19 protein-coding genes and 1 pseudogene are annotated in these 22,501 nt (G+C 59.8%); 9 read left to right on the top strand and 11 right to left on the bottom strand.

Annotated elements, in window-relative coordinates:
- The first annotated feature begins 15 nt into the window (after positions 1-15).
- Complete coding sequence (locus tag ACZRJ6_RS14190) at positions 16-714, top strand: murein L,D-transpeptidase catalytic domain family protein (RefSeq protein WP_463968674.1); 699 nt, start codon at positions 16-18, stop codon at positions 712-714.
- Positions 715-758: 44 nt separating this feature from the next.
- Complete coding sequence (locus tag ACZRJ6_RS14185) at positions 759-1,508, top strand: creatininase family protein (RefSeq protein WP_463968675.1); 750 nt, start codon at positions 759-761, stop codon at positions 1,506-1,508.
- 8 nt (positions 1,509-1,516) lie between these two features.
- Here ACZRJ6_RS14185 and ACZRJ6_RS14180 read toward each other — a convergent pair whose 3' ends face one another.
- Entirely contained in the window at positions 1,517-2,161 is a 645-nt protein-coding gene (locus ACZRJ6_RS14180; RefSeq protein ID WP_463968676.1) for an ATPase, read from the bottom strand.
- Between the two features lie 147 nt (positions 2,162-2,308).
- Here ACZRJ6_RS14180 and ACZRJ6_RS14175 point away from each other — a divergent pair, with 147 nt between their 5' ends.
- On the top strand, positions 2,309-2,581 hold the full coding sequence (locus ACZRJ6_RS14175; RefSeq protein ID WP_463968677.1) for a hypothetical protein: 273 nt from the start codon (positions 2,309-2,311) through the stop codon (positions 2,579-2,581).
- On the opposite strand, the gene yfcF is transcribed toward ACZRJ6_RS14175, so the two are convergent.
- Positions 2,556-3,188 (bottom strand): glutathione transferase, encoded by a 633-nt coding sequence (gene yfcF / locus ACZRJ6_RS14170; protein ID WP_463968678.1) that lies wholly within the window; start codon positions 3,186-3,188, stop codon positions 2,556-2,558. The genes ACZRJ6_RS14175 and yfcF overlap by 26 nt on opposite strands.
- 235 nt (positions 3,189-3,423) lie before the next feature.
- On the opposite strand from yfcF, the gene ACZRJ6_RS14165 reads away from it, so the two are divergent.
- Positions 3,424-4,740 carry a hypothetical protein gene (locus ACZRJ6_RS14165; RefSeq protein ID WP_463968679.1) on the top strand — a complete coding sequence of 439 codons (1,317 nt, stop codon included), beginning with the start codon at positions 3,424-3,426 and terminating at the stop codon, positions 4,738-4,740.
- A gap of 23 nt (positions 4,741-4,763) precedes the next feature.
- On the opposite strand, the gene ACZRJ6_RS14160 is transcribed toward ACZRJ6_RS14165, so the two are convergent.
- Both ACZRJ6_RS14160 and ACZRJ6_RS14155 read right to left on the bottom strand, forming a co-directional pair.
- The gene (locus tag ACZRJ6_RS14160) at positions 4,764-5,309 is read right to left on the bottom strand and encodes a DUF924 family protein (RefSeq protein WP_463968876.1); all 546 of its coding nucleotides are present in this window, start codon (positions 5,307-5,309) and stop codon (positions 4,764-4,766) included.
- Between the two features lie 39 nt (positions 5,310-5,348).
- Positions 5,349-6,110 (bottom strand): annotated as a pseudogene (locus tag ACZRJ6_RS14155) (pyrroline-5-carboxylate reductase family protein); the annotation flags it as partial.
- 222 nt (positions 6,111-6,332) lie between these two features.
- Here ACZRJ6_RS14155 and ACZRJ6_RS14150 point away from each other — a divergent pair.
- Positions 6,333-7,496: an acetyltransferase domain-containing protein gene (locus tag ACZRJ6_RS14150; protein ID WP_463968680.1), complete on the top strand. Its 1,164-nt coding sequence runs from the start codon at positions 6,333-6,335 to the stop codon at positions 7,494-7,496.
- Positions 7,497-7,527: 31 nt separating this feature from the next.
- On the opposite strand, the gene metE is transcribed toward ACZRJ6_RS14150, so the two are convergent.
- A complete protein-coding gene (gene metE / locus ACZRJ6_RS14145; protein WP_463968681.1) occupies positions 7,528-9,816 on the bottom strand; it encodes a 5-methyltetrahydropteroyltriglutamate--homocysteine S-methyltransferase in 2,289 nt (762 codons plus the stop codon).
- A gap of 263 nt (positions 9,817-10,079) precedes the next feature.
- On the opposite strand from metE, the gene ACZRJ6_RS14140 reads away from it, so the two are divergent.
- A complete protein-coding gene (locus tag ACZRJ6_RS14140) occupies positions 10,080-11,177 on the top strand; it encodes a carboxynorspermidine decarboxylase (protein WP_463968877.1) in 1,098 nt (365 codons plus the stop codon).
- A gap of 28 nt (positions 11,178-11,205) precedes the next feature.
- A complete protein-coding gene (locus ACZRJ6_RS14135; protein WP_463968682.1) occupies positions 11,206-12,450 on the top strand; it encodes a saccharopine dehydrogenase family protein in 1,245 nt (414 codons plus the stop codon).
- 187 nt (positions 12,451-12,637) lie between these two features.
- Here ACZRJ6_RS14135 and ACZRJ6_RS14130 read toward each other — a convergent pair whose 3' ends face one another.
- The 5 genes from ACZRJ6_RS14130 to ACZRJ6_RS14110 form a co-directional block, all read right to left on the bottom strand.
- Positions 12,638-13,417, bottom strand: coding sequence for an energy transducer TonB (locus tag ACZRJ6_RS14130; protein WP_463968683.1), 780 nt, complete (start codon positions 13,415-13,417; stop codon positions 12,638-12,640).
- Positions 13,414-13,860: a protein TolR gene (gene tolR / locus ACZRJ6_RS14125; RefSeq protein ID WP_149412420.1), complete on the bottom strand. Its 447-nt coding sequence runs from the start codon at positions 13,858-13,860 to the stop codon at positions 13,414-13,416. Before tolR ends, ACZRJ6_RS14130 begins: the two co-directional genes overlap by 4 nt.
- Positions 13,861-13,874: 14 nt before the next feature.
- Complete coding sequence (gene tolQ / locus ACZRJ6_RS14120) at positions 13,875-14,567, bottom strand: protein TolQ (RefSeq protein ID WP_149412421.1); 693 nt, start codon at positions 14,565-14,567, stop codon at positions 13,875-13,877.
- A gap of 56 nt (positions 14,568-14,623) precedes the next feature.
- A complete protein-coding gene (locus tag ACZRJ6_RS14115) occupies positions 14,624-16,507 on the bottom strand; it encodes a phytase (protein WP_463968684.1) in 1,884 nt (627 codons plus the stop codon).
- A 162-nt stretch (positions 16,508-16,669) separates the two neighbouring features.
- Positions 16,670-19,186: a TonB-dependent receptor gene (locus ACZRJ6_RS14110; RefSeq protein ID WP_463968685.1), complete on the bottom strand. Its 2,517-nt coding sequence runs from the start codon at positions 19,184-19,186 to the stop codon at positions 16,670-16,672.
- 466 nt (positions 19,187-19,652) lie between these two features.
- On the opposite strand from ACZRJ6_RS14110, the gene ACZRJ6_RS14105 reads away from it, so the two are divergent.
- A complete protein-coding gene (locus ACZRJ6_RS14105) occupies positions 19,653-20,567 on the top strand; it encodes a GGDEF domain-containing protein (RefSeq protein WP_463968686.1) in 915 nt (304 codons plus the stop codon).
- A gap of 9 nt (positions 20,568-20,576) precedes the next feature.
- Positions 20,577-21,614, top strand: coding sequence for an AraC family transcriptional regulator (locus ACZRJ6_RS14100; RefSeq protein ID WP_463968687.1), 1,038 nt, complete (start codon positions 20,577-20,579; stop codon positions 21,612-21,614).
- On the opposite strand, the gene ACZRJ6_RS14095 is transcribed toward ACZRJ6_RS14100, so the two are convergent.
- Complete coding sequence (locus tag ACZRJ6_RS14095) at positions 21,601-22,488, bottom strand: LysR family transcriptional regulator (protein ID WP_463968688.1); 888 nt, start codon at positions 22,486-22,488, stop codon at positions 21,601-21,603. The genes ACZRJ6_RS14100 and ACZRJ6_RS14095 overlap by 14 nt on opposite strands.
- Positions 22,489-22,501 lie beyond the last annotated feature (13 nt).

Genomic DNA, 22,501 nt, shown 5'->3' with positions numbered 1-22,501 from the left:
GGAGATGTTTTGTAGATGCTGACTTTTTGCTGCCGACTCGCCCTGACTGCCGTCACCCTGGCCGCGCTGTGCAATGCTGCCCTCGCAGACAGCGCCAAGCCTCATACCTTGTATAACAGCCTGGCGCGCACGGCTCCAGAACTCAATCCCCAAGTGCTTAAAAGCGCCCTGAGCGCGATGCAGTGCGCAGTCAACAATGGCATTGAACGTTCCGAACGCCTGGCGGTGATCGACTATTCGCAGCCCTCGACCGCCCGTCGCCTGTGGATCTTCGACCTGCGTAAAAAGACCCTGGTACTGCGCGACCTCGTGGCCCACGGGCAAAAATCCGGGGAAAATTTCGCCACGCAGTTCTCCAACCGGGAAGGCAGCTATCAGTCCAGCCTGGGGCTGTTCCGCACACAGGAAAGCTATCAGGGCGCCCATGGCTACTCACTGCGCATGGATGGCCTGGAGCCGGGGTTCAATGATCTGGCCCGCGATCGGGCCATTGTAATTCACGCCGCCGATTACGTAAGCCCGCTCTGGAGCAAGCGCGAAGGCCGCATCGGCCGCAGCCAGGGTTGCCCGGCCGTGCGCCCGCAAGTGGCGCGCCAGGTGGTGGATAAACTCAAGGATGGTCAGTTCATGTTTTCCTGGTACCCCGACCAGCGCTGGTTGAAGTCCTCGGCCTACCTCAATTGCAAGCCACGCCAGATAGCCAGTGCCGGTTGAGGTAGTATCCGTCAGGCCAAGCCTGACAAAAGAGAGAACCTCAAATGCTTTTGCACCAGTCAACGTGGATCGAGATTGGCCAATTTCTTGAACGCAGCCGCACTGTCGTGATTCCCATCGGCTCCAACGAGCAGCACGGCCCTACTGGCCTGCTGGGGACCGACTGGATGTGCCCGGAAATCATTGCCCATCACGCCCAGGAAAACGCCGACATCCTGATCGGCCCGACGTTTAATATCGGCATGGCCCAGCATCACCTCGGGTTTCCAGGGACCATTTCGCTGCGCCCTTCCACCTTTATCGCCGCCATTGGCGATTGGGTGCGCTCATTGGCCGGACATGGCTTTGAGAAAATCCTCTTTCTCAATGGCCACGGCGGCAATATTGCCTCGATTGAGGCCGCGTTCTCCGAACTTTACGCCGAAGCCAGCTTCGCCCGCCGCCCGGCCGGGTTCGCCCTGAAGCTGGTTAATTGGTGGGACCTGGAAGGCGTCAGCGCACTGGCTCACCAGCAGTTCCCCACCGGCCACGGCAGCCACGCCACGCCTTCGGAGATCGCGGTCACGCAATGGGCCTACCCGGAGTCGATCAAGTCGACGGCCTACTCGCCACAAATCGCAGGCTCAGGACCTATCCGCGAAGCCCTGGACTTCCGTGCACGCTTCCCGGACGGGCGCATGGGCTCAGACCCGGGTTTGGCGACACCGGAAAAAGGCGGTGAATTGGTCGCATTGGCGGCCAAGGGGCTGGTGCAGGCAGTGGATGTGTTCAGTCGGGAGCAGGCTCCGAACTAAGGCTTCGATTAACCGGCCGTCACCAAGGCTTTGAGCGAGGCGTCGAACTGTTTCAACGCTGTCAGTTGCACATCACGCTGCTGATCGATTTGCATGGCGATTTCCGGCGCGGCCTTGTCATGCACCCAAACTGAAGGCATTTGCTGCTCGACCGAACCTTCAGCCTTGGCGATGTATTGCAAATTGGCGTCGTAGAACCGGGCAACGAAACGTGCCTGGACCTGGCTGTTGTGCGGGGTCAGCAGTTGATTGTAGGTGTCGAGCATCACCACCACATCCGGGTGAGCCTGCACCAGCGCATCGAGGTTGTCGTAGGCCGTCACCGACAGGAACGTGCTCTGCAGCGAATTCATCAGCCAGTCGATCGCCAGCTCCGGGTCGGAGCTGTTGATGAAGGCCTGGCGAACTCGTCCATCCAGCGCATCTTTGGCACCGTTCACTGCCATGGCGTGATAGCGTTCAAGATAGTGCAGGTTGTCGACGGTATTTTCGCTGTAGAGCACACCTACCGACTGCCCGTGTTGCAGGGAAACCACGCTGCCGGCAATGGGCAATAGATGGCAGGACCGAGCGTCATCGGCAAAGGCCACGTTGGCAGCCAACGCATGGCCCAGCATCAGGGCCATCAAAACCAGTTGGGCAAAATTCCTCATCGCGCAGTTCCTTGGGCGGCATCTTCGATGGTGCGATTTTCCGCCTTTCCCGCAAAAACAGAACTAGCAATCCTTGATGGTGACTATTATCTAAACCAATACTGTCGCGCAGGCTGCGCACCACACAAAACTTATAAGGATCAATCCATGAAGCCCTACCAGAGAACCTTTGACCGCATCCGCGAAGCAGTGCTGCCGGAGTATCGCGAACGGGTTGCCGACTACCTGCTCGAGTATGAAACCGTGCTGCAGGACGCGGCGGCTGATCCTGATAAAACCAGCGCAGCCGCCCAGCAACTTCGCGGCTACTTGCGCGGCCTGAACACAACCCGGGTGCTCGGCATGGCGGACTGGGAAGATCTGGATCGCCGGGTTGAGCAGTTGGTGGAAATCGCTACAGCGCAGGCCGCGGCAGATTGACCCACTCCTGCACTGACGGCCGTCGCCATTGACGCCGGGCATACTCAACCAACGGGGCGGGTACGCTGTCGCCATTGAGGATCAGCCGGTTGAGCATCACAGCCAGGTCCACATCGGCAATTGACCACTGGCCGCACAGATACTCGCGGCCGTCGGCCAGCAACGCTTGTGCGGCGACGATCAGTTTGCCGGCTGCCGACTGTGCCGCTGGCGACAAGTGCGATGACTGGACGCCATAAAACACCACTAACGTTGATCGCTCCTGGCGAATCGGCAGCAGGTCACTGCGCAACCAGGCCTGGACCTGCCGCGCCCGCGCCCGCTGTTCTGCTCCCTGCGGATACACCGGTGATTGCGGAAAAATCTCTTCCAGATATTCAGTGATCGCCGAAGATTCGGACAAGGCAAAGTCGCCTTCCACCAGAGTCGGCACTCGCTGGGTCAATGAAAGACCTGTGTAATCCTCAGACTGGTTTTCCAACGCGTCGAGGTCAACGGTGCTCAATTCAAACTCAAGGCCCTTCTCGCGAAGAGTCACGAAGGCCGACATAGCGTAGGGGCTGGTGAGCTGAGCGTCGACATACAGGCGCAGCGGGCGATTGTTCATGGCGTGATCTCCATAGGTGAAGGGGCACGCTACGAGATACATCGCAATAAATAAAATGCTGGATTTTTATGGGGACATTCCTGCTGGGAATACCACGCCCTACCCCGTGATGACGCGTCGAAACCGGCCTGTACGGCCGTCACACAAGATGCGTTTTGCCCACTGGCATTTTAATGGCCTTTGGCTATTCTTCGCCGAGGCGCCCCGCCAGTAAATACTTGTCAAGGAGGATCAAATGCGAGCATTGCGACCCAATGTCAATCTACTGGTGACCGCTACCCTAGTCACGCTCGGTGGCTGTGCAATTACCAACCAGGGCGCCGTGGACTATCGCTACAACCGCCCTGGCGCCACGGACGGAGCGTTAAGCGCGCGGAACATCTATGCCATCGACGCCACCCATATCCTCAAAGCAGGCGACCCGATCGCCATCACCCTCAAGCAGGTCTTCATCAAGCACCTGACCGAGTGGAAAAGCCCGTTGCGCATGGCCCGTCTTGAGCCCGCCACCGGTGATGTCGCCATCGTCGCCAGCACCTGTGAGAGCCCCTGCGACAGGAAACTCGGGCCAGAGGGCATCCGAAGCTCGAAAGTCATCTACTACTCAAATGATGTGCGGGAGAATCAATACCTGAACCTCTCCAACCTCAATAACGTTTACGGCCCGATTACCTACAATGGCAATCCGTTCAAACTGGATATCCATATCATTGAACTGGATGAGGGTGGCGCCCAGGTGCGGCAAATGCTGGGCAGCCTGGCAAGCCTGGGTAAAACCTTCTATCCACCCGCTCACCCTGCGGCAAACGTGCTTTCCGCCCTTGCCGATACATTTATCAAAGATGATCAAGATGACAACGCCTTCACTTATTCATTTGATCTGGTCGGGGTGAAAAACCGCGTAGACCCGATGAACCCGAAAACGGGCTACCTGGAGACCGGTGATTACGTGCTGATACGCACCGAAGACCGCACCGCGCCGCCGCCTTGGGACACACTGGTGTTCAATACCTCTACCGGCCGGCTAATGAGAAAAACGGGGTCCTGCCTAACGCTGAGCGCGCCCCATGACGGCTGCGAATACCGGGACAACTCCTATGTGGTGCTGGAGGTGCGCAAGGCCGAGGGTGCAGTGGTCAATGACTCCCAGCAGTTGGTTTTTTCCGCCTTGAAAACCCAACTGGACGCCGATGCTGGCAGCCGGGAGATCACCGCCGAGAAGATTGGCGCCATTAAAGCCAGCCTGGAAAGTGCCGAAGCCAAGAGCGATACGAGAAGTTATGTGGCGAACATCAAGGACAGCGCCGCACACACTGCGCAGAGAAGAACGGCTGCGCTGAACTTTGTATCAGCCTGGTTTGATCAAACGATCACCGTCACCCCGGCGGACAAGGTCGCGGTGATCAAGCAATCCAACGAGTTGTTTGGTCAATGCACAAACCTTACGTCCGCTCAGGCCGTGCAGTACCAGGACGAGGTGGCGAAGCGAACCTTGACTGACAAGGCGACCTTTCTTGAGGCGCTGATAGACTGTCCGAAGCACGCTTATTGAGCTGGGACCCTGTGCAGTCGCCTCTACCCAGCAAACCCTCCCGCCTCCAGGAAAGCCCGCTCCTCGTCGGTGGACACCCTTCCCATGACGTCATTGCGGTGCGGAAAGCGGCCGAATCGATCGATGATGTCGGCGTGCTCTTTGGCCCACTTGTAGGTATTGGCATCAAGATCCTTGTTCAGGGCGAGGGACAGTTGCTGATCCTCCATACACTCCGAATGCTCAAAGGGTAAATAGCAAAACGCCCGTAATGACGGCTCGATCAACCTGTCCATTCCAGCCTCTACCATTCGGCGAGCGTAGGCGCGCGCCAGCGGATCGGTGGCGAACATATGGGCAGTGCCCCGGAACGTGTTGCGCGGGTATTGGTCGAGCAGCAGGAGTAACGCCAAAGCCCCTTGTGGCGTTGCCAGCCAGTGCTCCAGTTCGCCCCTGGCGGCTTGAAAGTGGGCCGCCTGGAATTTGTCGCGAAACGCGTTATCGAACGCCTCATCCTTTTTGAACCAGCGCTTGGGCCCCGCCTGTTTCCAAAAGGGAATGACCGCCTGCGACGCGCCCACGGTCGCCATTTCGGCAGGGGCCGCCAGATTGGATGACGCCACGCTCATGGCGCGATCCAGGCCCGCCTTCACGCTAGCCTCCAGCCCGCCCGCCTGCATCCCTTCGATGCCCGCCGCGCTGACGCCACGGTAGCCGATCAAGGTGTTGAGCAACGCGTCGAACCCGCGTTGCTCTCCAATCAACTGACTGGCATCGACCACCACGCCGTGCACCGCACGCCCTGCGACAGATGCAGGCAAGCCATATTCAATGGCGCAGTTGTACAACGCGCGGGCCAGCAATGCCGGATAGGAAGGCCCCGTCCCGGCCAGGCCGGTGAGGTAATTGAGGTCCTGCTCGCTGGTTATTTCGTCAGCCTCGCCACAGGTTTCGAAGAGTTGTTGGACGTAAGTCTTGCCGGCCCCGTCGACCTCGGCATTGGCCAGCCAAGGGGTGTACGACTTGCGAATTTCCAGGGCCGCGTTGGGCATTGCCCGTACCACTCTTCGAGCGCCAGTGAGCGCCTCGATGTCCCGCAGCGAGACGCCGGCCACCAGGGAGATCAACAACCGTTCGCCCACGTTGATATGCACGCCACCCAGATCCTGCGGCCGCACCGAAAGGATCACCACGTCACTGCGCAGTACCAGGCGTTGATTGTCGTCGGTAACCTGGACGCCATCGAGCACGCCTTTGGGCTCGCTGAGTTGGCCCGCGCGGCTGGACAAGGTCAGCGACTCAGCCCCCACAAAGCCGGTGTCTACCAGGGCCGTGGCGATTGCCCGGCCCAACCAGCCGGTGCCACCGATGATGCCTATTGAACCATTCATGATGCCCTCCATGGGTGCCAGGGTCGTTAAAGGCTATGCGCCCTACCCTAACACCTGGAAACATCATCAGCCCGCGCGCGTGCCTAGAAATCCACCGTCGCTGACAGCTTCACCGTACGCGGCTCGCCCTGAGTCAGGCACAAGGGTTTGAAGGACAGCATTCGCGAACGAGATGTTATAAGATAACCACAAACTCCCTGCCCGACCTTGCGATCCTCCCTCATGACTGATGCTGTTTCCCCTGCCCGATTGGGCCAACGCCTGCTGTCCATCGACGCCCTCAGGGGCTTGGTGATCCTGTTCATGCTGCTGGATCACGTGCGCGAAACCTTCCTGCTGCACCGGCAAGTGGTCGACCCGATGAACATCGACACCACCGAGCCTGCGCTGTTTATCAGCCGCACCCTCGCCCACCTGTGTGCACCGGTGTTTGTCTTGCTGACGGGGCTTTCGGCCTACCTGTACGGCACCAGGCACCAGGGGCGTAGCGATGTCTCAGCGTTTCTGTTCAAGCGCGGGCTGTTTCTGGTGGTGCTGGAGTTCACCTTGGTGAACTTCGCCTGGACCTTCCAGTTGCCGCCCAGCGTGATTTACATGCAGGTGATCTGGGCCATCGGCGTCAGCATGATCGCGCTGGCCGTGCTGGTCTGGCTGCCACGGCCACTGCTGTTTGCGGTGGCTGCGGCGATCATTGCCGGGCATAACCTGTTGGACAGTGTGCATTTCGCCCCAGGCTCGGCGATGCACATTCCATGGGCGATTTTGCATGATCGCGGCTGGATCGAATTCACCGACGGCCTGCGCTTGCGCACCTCGTATCCGGTGTTGCCGTGGATTGGCGTGATTGCCCTGGGTTATTGCCTCGGTCCGTGGTTTGCCGGATCGATGTCCACTGCCGTGCGCCAACGTTATCTACTGCTGGCGGGGGCTGGCGCGCTGATTGGCTTCGTTGCGTTGCGCCTGCTCAACGGGTATGGCGAGGCTCAATGGCTGACCTATGACAGTGATGTGCAAACCTTGATGAGCTTTTTCAACATCACCAAGTACCCGCCTTCGCTGCTGTTTCTCGCCTTGACCCTGGGTGTCGGGTTGTTATTGCTACTGGGTTTCGAGCGTGCGCAACAGCGTCCGTGGATTGGCGTACTTGCTGTGTTTGGCGCTGCGCCGATGTTCTTCTACCTGCTGCACTTGTATGTACTGAAAGCGCTCTATCTGATCGGTGTGGGGCTTTTTGGCTTGAACCAGGGCAGTTACTTCGGTTTCGACAGCGTTGGCGCGATGTGGCTGACGGCGTTTTTGCTGACGGCGGCGCTGTACCTGCCGGTGCGCTGGTTTGCCGGGCTGAAGGCGCGGCGGCGCGATGTTGCCTGGCTCAAGTACTTGTAAGCCAGGCAAGCCCGGTCCTGCAGATCAGGGGTTACGCCAGCTCGCTACGCAGTTGCCGCGCCGCACTGACCATATGGATCAACGCCGCTTCGGTTTCTGGCCAGCCGCGCGTCTTCAGCCCGCAATCGGGGTTGACCCACAGGCGTTCGGCAGGAATCCGCTTGGCGGCCTTGCGCAACAGATTGGCCATTTCCGAGACATCCGGCACACGTGGCGAGTGAATATCGTAGACACCCGGCCCGATGTCGTTCGGATAAGCGAAGGCTTCGAACGCATCCAGCAGCTCCATGTCCGAGCGCGAGGTTTCGATGGTAATCACGTCGGCATCCATCGCCGCGATGGACTCGATCACATCGTTGAACTCGCTGTAGCACATGTGGGTGTGGATCTGCGTTTCGTCACGCACACCCGAGGCGCACAGACGGAACACTTCAGTGGCCCAATCCAGATAGTGCTGCCACTGCGCCTGGCGCAACGGCAAGCCCTCACGGAACGCCGCTTCGTCGATCTGCACGATTTTGATTCCCGCGGCTTCCAGGTCCACCACTTCGTCACGAATGGCCAGGGCCAGTTGCCGAGCCTGCACTTCGCGGCTCACGTCTTCGCGGGGGAAGGACCACATCAGCATGGTCACCGGGCCGGTGAGCATGCCCTTCATCACTTTATCGGTGAGGCCTTGGGCATAGCGAATCCATTCCACGGTCATGGCTTGGGGGCGACTCAGGTCACCAAAAATCACCGCCGGTTTCACGCAGCGCGAACCGTAGCTCTGCACCCAGCCAAAGCGGGTGAATACATAGCCGTCCAGTTGCTCGGCAAAGTACTCGACCATGTCGTTACGTTCGGCTTCACCGTGCACCAACACGTCCAGGCCCAGATGCTCCTGGACTTGCACCGCATGGCGAATCTCACTGTGCATGGCTTCGGTGTATTCAGCTTCGCTCAGCTTGCCTTGCTTGAACGCCTGGCGCGCCAGGCGAATCGACGTGGTTTGCGGGAACGAACCAATGGTGGTGGTCGGGAACAACGGCAGGTTCAGGCCGGCACGTTGCTTCTCTATACGGGTGGCAAACAGCGAATGGCGCTGGCTGTCCTTGGCGGTAATCGCGGCAACCCGAGCTTGCACAGCCGGTTTGTGGATGCGCGGCGAAGCAGCACGGCTGGCCTGTACGGCACGGCTTTGCGCCAAGGCTGCCAGTACCGTTGCGGTTTCAGGCTCGTTGACAGCCTGGGCGAGAACGGCGACTTCTTCGCACTTCTGCACGGCGAAGGCTAGCCAGCTTTTCAGTTCAGCGTCGAGCTTGTCTTCGCGGCCCAGGTCCACCGGGCTATGGAGCAACGAGCAGGACGGCGCGACCCACAGGCGATCACCCAGGCGCTCGGCAGCGTGCTGCAGGGTTGCCAGGGCGTTTTCCAGGTCGCAACGCCAAACGTTACGGCCATTGACCAGGCCCAGGGACAACACTTTATAGGCCGGCAGGCGATCCAGGATGGTCGGGTACTGCTCAGGAGCGCGCACCAGGTCAATGTGCAGGCCGTCCACAGGCAAGTTTGCCGCCAGGCCGAGGTTCTCTTCCAGGCCACCAAAATAGGTAGCGACCAGTTTCTTCAGCGGCTCGCGCTGGATCTGGTTGTAGGCACGCTCAAAGGCGTTTTTCCAGTCCTGTGGCAGGTCGAGCACCAGGATCGGCTCGTCGATCTGCACCCATTCAACGCCCTGGGCTGCCAAGCGCTGGAAGATCTGGCCGTACAACGGCAGCAGGCGATCCAACAGGTCAAGCTTGTCAAAGTCGCCGCCCTTGGCTTTGCCCAACCACAGGTACGTCAGCGGGCCGATCACCACCGGTTTGACGGTGTGGCCCAATTCGCGGGCTTCTTCGACTTCTTCGAACAGCTGATCCCAACCCAGCTGAAATTGCTGGTCAGCACTGAATTCCGGGACCAGATAGTGGTAGTTGGTGTCGAACCACTTGGTCATTTCCTGGGCGTGAGCACCGCCGCAGCAACTATCGCTGACGCCACGGGCCATGCTGAACAGGGTTTGCAGGGTGGCCTGACCATCAGTTGGACGGAACCGCTCGGGAATCACACCGAACATCAGCGAGTGGGTCAGCACCTGGTCGTACCAGGCGAAATCACCGGCGGGCAGCAACTCGATACCGGCCTTCTTCTGCAAGTCCCAGTGGGTCTTGCGCAGTTCACGGCCAACGGCGCGCAGGCCAGCTTCGTCAAGCTCGCCCTTCCAAAACGCTTCCTGCGCTTTTTTCAGTTCACGATCGCGTCCAATGCGCGGAAATCCAAGGGAATGGGCAAAAGCCATGACATACAACTCCAATGTGTTCGATGGGAGCTATTGTCGACTTCGCCTGATGGTGAGACAAACTCATTTTATTAAGGATGATCACAAGTTCTACTCATGATAATACCAGAGCACTGTGAACCCAATCACACAGCAACAAAGATCAATTGCCAGGCCATCTTCGGGCACGAGCCAGCAAAATCCGCTGACTAACCTTTCGATCCGGACCAAGTGCGGGCACAATGCGTGTCCTTTTTTGGCTGGCCCTGCCGGAGGCTCTGAAAATGATCAAAACGCCGTATTACCTCATCGATAAACAGAAGCTTCTGGTCAACATGCAGAAGATCGCTTACGTGCGCGAACAGTCCGGGGCCAAGGCCTTGCTGGCGCTCAAGTGCTTCGCCACCTGGTCGGTGTTCGACCTGATGGAGGAGTACATGGACGGCACCACGTCGTCGTCGCTGTACGAGCTCAAGCTCGGTCGCCAGAAGTTCGAAGGTGAATCTCACGCCTACAGCGTGGCCTGGGCCGACGATGAAATCGAGGAGATGCTGGCTAACTGCGACAAGATTATCTTCAACTCCATCAGCCAGTTGCAACGCTTCGCCGAGCGCACCGAAGGCAAAACCCGCGGCCTGCGAGTCAACCCGCAAGTGAGCAGCTCCGATTACCTGCTGGCCGATCCGGCGCGCCCGTTCAGCCGCCTCGGCGAGTGGGACCCGGTGAAGATCGAGGGCGTGATTGAGCAGATTTCCGGCTTCATGTTCCACAACAACTGCGAGAACGGCGACTTCAACCTGTTCGACCAGATGCTCAACACCATCGAAGAACGCTTCGGCGCGCTGCTGCACAAGGTCAACTGGGTTAGCCTCGGCGGCGGCATCCACTTCACCGGTGAAGGCTATGCGCTGGACGCCTTCTGCCAGCGTCTCAAGTCCTTCTCGCAGAAGTACGACGTGCAGGTCTACCTGGAACCGGGCGAAGCGGCGATCACCAACAGCGCTTCGCTGGAAGTCACCGTGCTCGACACCCTGTACAACGGCAAGCACCTGGCCGTGGTAGACAGCTCCATCGAAGCCCACCTGCTTGACCTGCTGATCTATCGCCTCAACGCCAAGCTGGCGCCGAGCGAAGGCGACCACACCTACATGGTGTGCGGCAAGTCGTGCCTGGCCGGAGACATCTTCGGCGAATATCAATTTGATCGTCCGCTGACCATCGGCGATCGACTGTCGTTCATCGACACGGCAGGCTACACCATGGTCAAGAAAAACTGGTTCAACGGCCTGAAAATGCCGTCCATCGTAGTGAAACAACTCGACGGTACAGTCGAGGTGGTTCGTGAATTTGGTTACGACGACTACCTGTCTAGCCTCTCGTAAGCTGACGAATAAAGGAGAGATAAAAAAATTGAAAAAGAACGTTCTTATCATTGGTGCAGGAGGTGTCGCCAAGGTGGTGGCCCACAAGTGCGCGCAGCACAACGATGAACTCGGTCGTATTGCTATCGCGTCGCGCAACATCTCCAAATGCCAGGCCATCATCGACAGCGTCAAGGCCAAGGGCAGCCTCAAAGTGCCCGCCGACATCCAGGCCTTTGCGCTGAACGCCCTGGACGTCGAAGCGACCAAGGCGCTGATCCGCGAAACCCAATCGCAGATCGTCATCAACGTCGGCTCCGCGTTCCTCAACATGTCGGTGCTGCGTGCCTGCATCGATACCGGCGTGGCCTACCTGGACACCGCCATTCACGAAGAACCGGGCAAGGTCTGCGAGACACCACCGTGGTACGGCAACTACGAGTGGAATCACCTCGAAGAATGTAAAGCGAAGAACATCACCGCGATCCTCGGTGTGGGCTTCGATCCGGGCGTCGTCAACGCTTATGCAGCGCTGGCGCAACAACAGTATTTCGACCGCATTGATTCGATCGACATTCTCGACGTCAATGCCGGCTCCCATGGCAAATATTTCGCCACCAATTTCGATCCGGAAATCAACTTCCGCGAATTCACCGGGCAGGTGTGGAGCTGGCAGAACAGCCAGTGGACCAGCAACACCATGTTCGAAGTCAAGCGTACCGACGACCTGCCCGTGGTCGGCGAACAGAACCTGTACCTGACCGGCCACGATGAAGTGCACTCGCTGTCGAAAAACCTCGACGTGCCCAACGTGCGTTTCTGGATGAGCTTCGGCGAACACTACATCAACGTGTTCACCGTGCTGAAAAACCTCGGCCTGCTCTCCGAGAAACCGGTCACCACCGCCGAAGGCCTGGAAGTGGTGCCACTGAAACTGGTCAAGGCCGTACTGCCTGACCCGTCCTCCCTGGCACCGGGCTACACCGGCAAGACCTGCATCGGCGACCTGATCAAAGGCACCAGGAACGGTCAGCCGCGCGAGCTGTTCATCTACAACGTGGCCTGCCATGAAGAAGCCTTTGCCGAGACCGACAGCCAAGGCATCTCCTACACCGCAGGCGTACCACCTGTGGCTGCCGCGCTGCTGGTTGCGCGTGGCGAGTGGGACGTGAAACACATGGCCAACGTTGAAGAACTGCCAGCTGGGCCGTTCCTCAAGGCGCTGGATATGATGGGGTTGCCGACTCGGATTAAAGACGAGAATGGTGATCGCGCGTGGGATGCTATCGCCTGATAGCTGCCACATGACAAAGTGCGCCCGAATGGGCGCATTTTGCTATCGGCGTAAAAAACTCTTCGCTCGGTGATAACTGGAGCAGCTATTCGCCGTTCGGGTTTACCGGGGGGTATTACTACAGTCGGGTGCAGTATGCGTTCTAGCAACTGAAGGCTATCTCCCGGGGTATGTGAACCTGAACGGTTTACTTGATCCGGTAATGGAAGGTATTGCGCACCGCCGGCACCGACACGGCTTTGCCATCAACCACTCGCGGGTGGTAGCGAAAGATATTGGCCGCCGCCAGTGACGGGCGGATAAACAGCGGATGGCAGCCATCCAGCACCTTGGGGTTCTCCACCTTGCCTTGTGGGTTGACGGTGTATTCCACCGAGCAATCGCCTTCGATGTTTTTGTCCAGGGCACGCTCGGGGTAATCGGGAGCTTCCTTGCTCAGGGGCAGGTATTGGCGGCTGTCGGCAACAGCTTGGGCCGCGGCTTGCTGGCGGGCATGGTCAGCGGCTAGGCGCGCTTGTTGCTGGGCCTGTTCCTGGGCCACGCGCTGCTGTTCAAGTTCGTGGTTGCGCTGCTCGGTTTCCTGCTGTTGGCGTTGCTGTTCGAGCTTTTTATCCGCGACCCGCTTGTGCGCCAGGGCGGCCTTTTCGAGCTTTTGCGCCTGGACTTGCGGATCGACAACGGGTTTTACCGGCACCGAAACAACCGGCTCCACGGGTGCTGGCTCAACGGCCACAGGCATTTGGGGCAGCACCGGCGCCGGAGCCGGCGCCAGCATCACCAACTGGGTATGCATCACCGAAGGCGGCTCAACCGAGGGTTTCTCGGGCGACCACCCCAGCATCAGCAACGCCAGCACGACGACGTGCAACGCCACGGCCAAGCCTGCCGCCAGGCTGTTTTTCCACAAGCCAGCAAACTCGCGCGGCGCCACTGTCAGACAAGGACTGTGCATAATCATCGCCGTCATTGCGGGGCCTCGGTCACCAGCCCCAGGTTGCTCACCCCGCCTTTGTGCAACACCGCCATGGCCGCCACCACGCGACCGTAACCGGCGTCTTCATCAGCGCGGATATAGACCTGGGTGTCGCGCCGCTGCGCGACGATCTGCGCCACCTTGGCGCCCATGTCGTCGAGGGTCACTGCGCTGTCGGTCTGATGCTTGGTGTCGAGTTCGCCCCCAAGGTTCCAGTAGTAGCCGCCGTCGGCCTTCACCGACAGAGTAAGGATCTGCTGACGGGTGTCGGTGGCCAGTGCCTCGGCGGCGACCTTGGGCAACTCGATCTTCACGCCCTGGGTCAGCATCGGCGCGGTGACCATAAAGATCACCAGCAGCACCAGCATCACATCGATGTAGGGCACTACGTTCATTTCCGCCTTGGGCCCGTGCTTGCGTTGCGGCCTGACTAACATCGCGATGCTCCTGTTCAGGCGGCCGCAGCCAGGTTCATTGGAGTGCCGCGCAAGGTGCGATGCAGGCGCACCTGCAATTCATTGCCAAAGGCGTAGTAGCGGGTCAGTAAGGTCTGGCTGCGGGCAGCAAAGCGGTTATAGGCGATTACTGCCGGAATCGCCGCAAATAGGCCAATGGCCGTGGCAATCAGCGCTTCAGCGATGCCTGGAGCCACTGTCGACAGCGTCGCCTGTTGCACCTGGGACAGGCCAAGGAAGGAATTCATGATGCCCCACACGGTACCGAACAGGCCGATATAAGGGCTGACTGAACCCACCGTGGCGAGAAATTGCAGGCCCTTCTCAAGCTCCACTTCCTGCTCGCTGATCGCCACTTGCAGCGCCCGCTCCACCCCTTCGAGCACTCCATCGTCATGGGCCTGCAGATGCTGGAACTCCTGAACCCCGGCGATAAAGATCGGCGCGACGCCGCCGTCTGTGTCTTTCAACGTATCCCGGTACAACGGCAGCACATCCGACGCACCGCGAAAGCGCTGCACAAACTGGTTCATCTGGCGCTCCATCCGGCGCAAGACGCTGGCGCGCTGGATGATCAGGTACCAACTGAGCAGCGATGCCAGAAGCAACGTGAGCATGACGGCCTTGACCAGCAGGCTGGCGTCACTGATCAGGCCCCAGATAGTCATGTGTTCCAGAGTGGCGTGCATGGTGAACTCCTTGAGCAGCTATTCGATAAAAAACGTGTGACCGGTTGATGACACGATCAAGGCAATTTCAACGCTTTGGTGACCTGGTCCCAGGGCACGAACTTGAAGTTCTGGGTCTGCTCGGGCATGCGCTTGCGTCCGTCCTGCACCACCAGCATGCCCTGGCTCCAGGGCCCGCCGAGATTAATCGCAGTGACATCCAGACCGTCTGTTTCCGAAGCGCCATCAATACCGGCTAGCGCATTCAGGCCGACGCGAAATGCACCGTGAGAGGCAAACGGTGGTTCGGCATCCAGCACCAGATAGCTGTCATTGCCTTGGCTTGAAATCACCAGGTAGTCGCGTTTAGCGCTCTGATACAGCGCCAACCCTTCGACATCTGCCTGCAATTGCGCGCCGACCTTGATCACACTGGTCAACTGCGCCGGCTGATCGGCGCGAGCATCCACCGCCCATACGCCAACATCTTCTTCGCCGATGAACAAACGCTGGCGCTGATCGTCGGCTACGCAGCCTTCGGGCTGGCTGTCGACCTTGAACTGGCGCACCAACTCACCCTGCACCCGGCCATCCGGCGCGCTCAGGCGGTATTGCAGGAAGGTACCGTCCTTGTCGTTGGCGATTGCATAAATCTCGCCGCTGGCCGGTTGGAACAGGCAAATGCCGTAGATGGCCTTGAGCGGCGTGGCAATCTCACCGGCGACCCGCAACTCACCACTGCTGCGGTCGATACTGAACAGGCTGAGGCTGTTGTGATCGCGATTGCTCGCCACTGCCAGGTCGACGGTTTGTTGACCAAGCTTGAAACTGGAGCGCACGTCGACGTTGTTCAGGCGACCCACCGCAAGCTCCTGCAACAGCTTGCCGTCGAGGTCATAGGCCAGCAGGCCCTGTTTCTTATTGGTACCCAGCACGCGGCTTTTGGACGGTTGCTCCGGGTGAATCCAGATCGCCGGGTCATCGGCGGCATCACCTTGACGCCCCACGGGTTCGCTCTGGCGGATCGCTGCGACTTCGGGCAACACCGGCGCCAACGGTACGGGTTTGGCTTGCCAATTGATTTCGCCCTGGTACAAGCGACCGTTGTCATCGTCACGCAGCAGCACATGCAGGCCGTTGGCCGTCGGCTGCAGAGCGAGGTTTTCCGGTTCTTTCAAGCCAGGCAACGGCAACGACCCTTGGGCAACCCAGCGTTCGCCTTGCTGCTGGTACAGATGTAATTGTGCAGCTTTTGGATCGAGTGCGATGACACCACCGGGCACCAGCGCCATGGCGCCTGCTTCCTGTCGAGCGTTGTCGATAATGGCAACTGGCATGCGGGTTACATCGGCTTCCGGATGCGCCGGGTAAGCCCACCAACCGACATTTTTTTCATTGACCAGTAGTTGCTGGGCGCCGTCATCCACTTGGCAGAACTGTGCCGACGGCGGCAACGGCAAACCCCGCACGCGCTGCGGTTGTGGCATCAGCGTCGCGCCATTGCCCACCAGCCATTGCTCGCCCTTGCCCTCCTCGCCTACCAGGAACAGGAACAGGTTGGCCACCGAATCGCGATACAGGCACAGGCCGTTGACCGGAAAATCTCGGGTTGGCAGGTACACCGGCGCGCCCCAACGACGGCCGGCCGGGTCGAGACTGACCAGCAGCGCTTGCTGGCGATCATTGTCCAGGCTCGCCACCAGCACCTGTTGGCCAGCCGTGCGGCTGTCGAGGCTGGTGAAGGAGCCTTTCAGGTGTGCCAGTTCACTGCCTTTGGCATCAAGTAAAAGCAAACCATCGCGTTCGCTGGCGGCCAGGCGTTCCGGGCTGTTTGGCAAGAACCCCAGGGACTGGACGTCGAGCGCTGGCTCCCAGGGGGTCAGGGTCAAGTCGCCAGCCAGGGCGTGGCAGCAGGTCAAGCTGATCAGTGCAGTCAGCAGGTAATGCTTGGAAATTTTCATGAACGGGCAAAATCCTTGTTAAGCAAACGCTGCCCCCTTGAAGGAGCGAACTTGCTCCGGGCGGCGTTCCGACGATGGTCATGAACGATGGCGCGGGCTGTCTGGATGCCTGCGGTGTGGCAACGTTTTTCGCGAGCAAGCTCGCTCCTACAAGGGGAAACCTTAGAAATGGGTAAAGGTCAGGCCCAGCTTGTAAGTCGGGCCGTACTCTTCGTACTGGCCGTTGTAGCTGCGGTGGCCGGTGTAGACGAAGTACGATTCATCGGTGAGGTTCTGCGCCGCGAAGCTAACCTGCAGGTTTTTGGTCAGGGAGTAGCGGGCGCTGAAATCGACAAAGGTCTGGGCATCGACATGCAGGTCGTGGGCCTTGTCGTTGATCGACGCCAATTCGTAGAGGTAATCCGACTTGTAGTTGGCCGACAGGCGCAGGCTCAGCTTGTCGTCTTCCCAGCCGAGCATCAGGTTGCCCACTGTGTCCGACTGATTGGGCAGGTTGATACTGCGCTTGCGGTTGCTGCCACTGGCGGTGTCGAAGCCTTCGATATCGGCACTGGAGCGGCTGAAGGTGCTATTGGCGCCGATCAGCAGGCCATTCCACGGCGCTGGCAGCCAGTCGAATTTCTGCGAGTAGGCCAGTTCCAGTCCATAGAGCTTGGCGCTGTCGCCGTTGGCAAAGGTATGGGCCTCGGCAAAGTTGGTCCAGGCGCCGGTGCCCGCCAGGTCGGTGTTGTAGACGAAGTTCTTGATGTCCTTGTAGAACACGAACGCCGAAACGGTGCCGGCGCGGCCCATGTAGTGCTCGATGCCAAGGTCCAGGTTGCTAGACTCCAGAGGCTTGAGGTCCGGGTTGCCGAAGGTAGCCTCGTCATCATCGATGACAAAACCCGGCGCCAGTTGGCCAAAGGTTGGGCGTACCACCGCCTTGGTCCAGGCCGCGCGCACCTGGGTATTTTTATCCAGTTGGTAACGAGCATGCAGGCCCGGTAACCAGTGGTGATAGCGGCGTTTGGTCTCGGTGTCGCTGAACTGGCCGTCGGTGGCGCCAGTGCCCTTGGCTTCGAACTCGGTACCCTCGTAGCGCAGGCCGGCGATAAAGCGCCAGTCGTCGATATCAATGGTGTTCATCAGGTAACCGGCGCTGATGTCTTCACTGATGGTGAAGTCGTTGACCCGCGATTCGGTGGCGTCATAGAAGTCTGCCGGGTTGAGTCCTCCGATTAACTGTTTGATACCGCTGCCACTGATGCCTGGACCGAAACGGCCGAGGCGATAATCGACATTGCCCTTCTGGAGCTGGGTCAGGTTGAGTTGTTCGTCAGTGAAGCCAAGGTCGTCGAAGTCTTCATAGACCCAGGCTTCCAGGTCGTTGTCCTTGTTGCGGCGGCTGACCTTGCCACCGAACTTGACCTGGGACGCGTAGCCGCTCAGGTCATAGTCGCGGGCCAGGTCCAGGCGCAGGTTTTTCTCGGTGTCGGTGGTGTTCTGCTTTTCCCAGTCGACCTTGTCCAAAGTAAAGTTGTTGGGGTTGTAGAAGCCCTCGCCGATGATCGGCCGTGGCTTGTCCTTGTCATAGAAACCGCTGTCGGAAAAGTCGCCGCCGTCGAACAAGGCGCTGGCGATATGACCTGGGCTGTCTTCGCTGGACTGGCTGTAACCGGCCTGGCCGCTAAGGGTCCAGAGGCCGAACATGCGTTCGCCACCGAACACGTAAGACTGGATTTCCTGGGTTTCCTCGCGTTGCTTGAGCTTGCGCTTGGCCTCGGCGTCACCCAGTTCACCGGCCGCCAGCGGGTCGGCGAATTCAATGCTGGTGGAGTTACGGGTCTCGCTGTCCTTGTAGCGACTGTAGAGGGTGCGCAGGTAGTAGCTGCTCAGGTCGTCGGGCTTGTAATCGAAGTTCAGGCCACCGCCCGCGCGTTCGCGGCTGATGTCGTAGTCACGCTGTTCGAACTCTTTGAGTTTGGCGCCTTGTTCAAAGTCCCAGGCGCCACCCGTCTCGACGTTGTCCGAACCGAAATCGCGCTTCTGCCAGCTGAGGGCTGCGGCCACGCCGAAGTTGTCGATGCCGTCGCTGAGGCTGAAACGATCGCTGGCGGCGCTGGAGAATTTCGGGCTGGTCTGACGGGTGTTCTTGTCATAGCTGGCTTCCGTGCTGCCGGTATAGAACAGGCCCTTGTGGTCGAAGGCCGAGAGGCTTTGCACATCGATGGTGCCGCCCAGGGAATTGGCGTCCATGTCCGGGGTCAGCGTCTTGATCACCGACAACGATTGCACCAGCTCCGAAGGCAGCACATCCAGGGCCACGGCGCGGCGCGCGCTTTCCGGGGACGGCACCAGGGTGCCGTTGATGGTCACGCTGTTGAGGTCCGGGCCCAGGCCACGCACGCTGACAAAACGCCCTTCGCCCTGGTCACGCTCGACGCTGATCCCTGGCAGGCGCTGCACCGCTTCGGCGACGTTTTCATCCGGCAACTGGGCCACGCCGTCGGCATGCACCACGCTCTTGATGTTGTCGGAAGAACGCTGCTCCTTGAGCGCCTGATCGATGCTGGCTGCCTGGCCGACCACATCAACGTGTTCGGTGTTGGCCACGATGTCGGCAGCGTTGAGCCGTTCACTGGCAATCGCCAGGGCCAGAGCAGTGAGCGTAAAACTGACGAGCCCGGTGCGCTTGTACATGAAGTCCTCCCCAAGAGTCCCGTTACGCCAGGCAAAGGGCCCGGCAACTGGGAGGGCAAGCTAGGGCTGGGGGATGACGATTCTGTGACAGCCAACGGCGGCGCGCGGTGTAAAATCGGGATTTGGAGATGTTTGTGGGTGAAAATGAGCTGAAGTGACCTCGATTTAATGTAAGCGTACACATCGTACAGCCAGGCTATTTCTCGTAGCAGCTGGCGGGTGCGACTCGGTGCTGGTGTCTGGCTTGATGGCTGCGGTGCGGCCAACGTAGCCTCGCTGGGGCTCGACAACTGCTACAACGCCAGTTCCAAATAACGATGGTTATCGCAGGTAATCCGGTGCCCATATTTGATCGGTCTTTGCCATTTATCCCATGAGCTGATTCGACCTACCCCAACGTCACCCAACTGTCACATCCATCTGCTGTGCTGGCGTCCATCGCTTGACCGCCCAAGGACCCCGGCCCATGTTTTACGTACTCAAACCCCACCGCTGGAAACTGTCCCTGCTGCTGATCGCCGCTAACCTGGGCCTGCTGCTGCACCTGGCCTGCGGGGAGTTGAAAAGCGTCAGCGAGTGGGTCTGGCTGGACATCATCGGTGAAGGCGGTTCGGCCCTGCTGGCCCTGCTATGGCTGGGGTTGGTGCTGAAAAGTCGCCCGGCCGGGCGGGTCACCAATTACCTGGCATTGGGCCTTGGTTGCATCTTCTTTTCCTGGTGGATCGACAGCCTCGACGAGTTCATTCGCCTGCCCGACAGCATCACCTGGGATCACTGGTTGGAGTCGGGGCCGATGCCGGTGGGCATGGTCCTGCTGACGCTGGGCATCTACCACTGGCACCGCGAACAACTGGCGATCAGTGCGCAGATGGAGAAACGCGAGCGGCTGTTTCGCGAGCACCGGCTGTTCGACAAACTCACGCCACTGGGGGGCGCCGATTACCTCAAGCGACAATTGGCCGACAGCCTTGAGCAAAGCCAGGGCCAGCAACAGCCGCTGTCGTTGGTGGCCCTGGACCTGGACAACTTCGCCGCCATCAACCAGGCCTATGGGCATGCCGAGGGCGACGCGGTGCTGCAAGCCCTCAGCCATTTGCTGCTACTCAACCTGCGCCGCCAGGACTTGCTGTGCCGTTTGGCCGGTGACCGCTTCGTGGTGCTGCTGCCCAACACTGGCGAGCGTCAGGCCCAAGGGCTGGCCCTGGAACTGCAACAGGCGGTTCGCGGCCTGGCCCACAAAACCCGACAGCACGGCGAACGCCTGCAACTGTCGGCCAGCATTGCCGTGGTCATGGCCCTGGAGGAGTCGCCGCAGGACTTGCTCAAGCGCCTGAACATCGCGCTCGCCAGAACCAAGCAGCGCCTGGCGAAAAGCGCCTGAGGCCCAACCATGACCCTGAAAACCAGGTGGTACGAAGCCGATAGCCGCTTCATTGCCGGGCACTATCAACCGGCGACCCTGATCGATCTGGCGCTGTCCCGGGATATCGACAGCCATCGCCTGTTGCGGGGTACCGGGCTGTTTCACGACGACATCCTGGCAGGCGACACACGCCTGAGCCCCCAGCAGTTTTTTGCCCTGATCGGCAACAGCAGGCGCCTGCTGGATGCCGATGACAGTAGCTTCCTGTTCGGCCAACGGCTGTTACCCGGACATTACGGCGCGGCCAGCCATGCCCTGGGCCACGCGCAAAACTTGCATCAGGCCCTCGACACACTGGTGCAGCAGCAGGTGCTGCTCAGCCCGCTGGTAACGCCGCAATTGGTGCTCGATGAGCACCACGCCTACGTGTACTGGCTGGACAGTTGCGGGGCCGGCGAGCACTGGCGTTTTTTGCTGGAAGCCAGCATGACGTCACTGATCGCCATGAGCCAATGGCTCAGCGGCCGACGCCTGCCGTGGGAGTGCAGTTTCAGCCATGCCGAGCCGCGTTACGTCGAGCAGTATTGGGTACATTTGGGGGAGCAGACGCGCTTCCAGCGTCCGCTGGATATGATGCGCATCGAGCGGGAGTTTCTGACCCAAGCCTGGCCCGGTGCGTCAGCCACTGCCGGTCAGGTCGCCCGCCAGCAAGCCCGGGAACAGATTGAACAATTGGGGTTTGAAGCCAGCTTTCTCGACTGTCTCTACGACTACCTGCACACCCACGTGCGCCAGCCGCCGAGCCTGGAACAGGCGGCCCAGGCCTTCGCAATGAGCCCGGCCACACTCAAACGCAAGCTGCATAAACACGACACCGGTTTTCAGCAACAGGTGGACCGAGTACGCAAGTCCGTGGCGCTGCACCTTTATCAGGTCAAAGGCCTGAGCAACGATGAAGTGGCGGCGTATTTGAACTTCAACGATGCAGCTAACTTTCGTCGCTCGTTCAAGCGCTGGACCGGCAGCACGCCCAACCTGATCAAACAGTTGTTCAGCAGCCGCTAGCCAGCTGTTCCCGTAAAAACTCGATCAACGCTTGCACCGGCCGCGAGCGTTGGCGATGCTGAGGGTATACCGCCGACAAGGTCAGGGGTTCGGGTGCGAAATCGTCCAACACCGTTTGCAGACGACCGTCCTGCAAGGCCTCGTCAACAATGAAAGTCGGCAGGTAGGTGATGCCTAACCCGGCGATGGCGGCTTCGCGCAGTAACTCGCCATTGTTGCCACGCAGGCGCCCGTTGACGTTGAGTGCCTGTGGCTTGCCCTTGGCCTGGAAGCGCCATTGCACCTGGCGGCCGTGGCCGTAGGGCAGGCATTGGTGGCCGGTCAGGTCTTCGGGGTTGAGGGGCGTGCCGCGCAGGGCCAGATAGTCGGGGCTGGCGCAGTAAACACGCTGGACGCTGGCGATGCGGCGGGCAATCAGGGTCGAGTCTTCCAGGGTGCCAATGCGCAGCACCAAGTCGTAGCCTTCACTGATCACATCCACCGGCCGGTCGCTCAAATCCACTTCCACCGACACGTGGGGATGACGCTGCAAAAACAGCGGCAACAGGCTGCTCAGATGGGCCATGGCAAATGACAACGGCGCACTCAGGCGCAAGGTGCCACGAGGTTCGCTGTTCTGCCCGGCGATGCCCTGCTCCACTTGCTCGACTTCACTGAGCAGGCGCAATGCGGATTCGTAGTAACTCTGGCCCAGGGGCGTGACATCCAGGCGGCGGGTGGAGCGATTGAGCAAGCGCACACCCAGGCGCTCTTCGAGCTGAATCAGGCGGCGGCTGACGAATTGTTTGGATAAGCCCAATTGCTCGGCGGCGGCGGTGAAACTGCCGGAGTCCATGACCTGGCAAAAGATGCGCATGTCTTCGAAGGGGTTCATTGGCGCTTCTCGG

The organism is Pseudomonas sp. C321 (genome assembly GCF_055407105.1).
The sequence above is the reverse complement of the archived record's forward strand: the minus strand, read 5'-3'. Positions and strand labels throughout refer to the sequence as shown.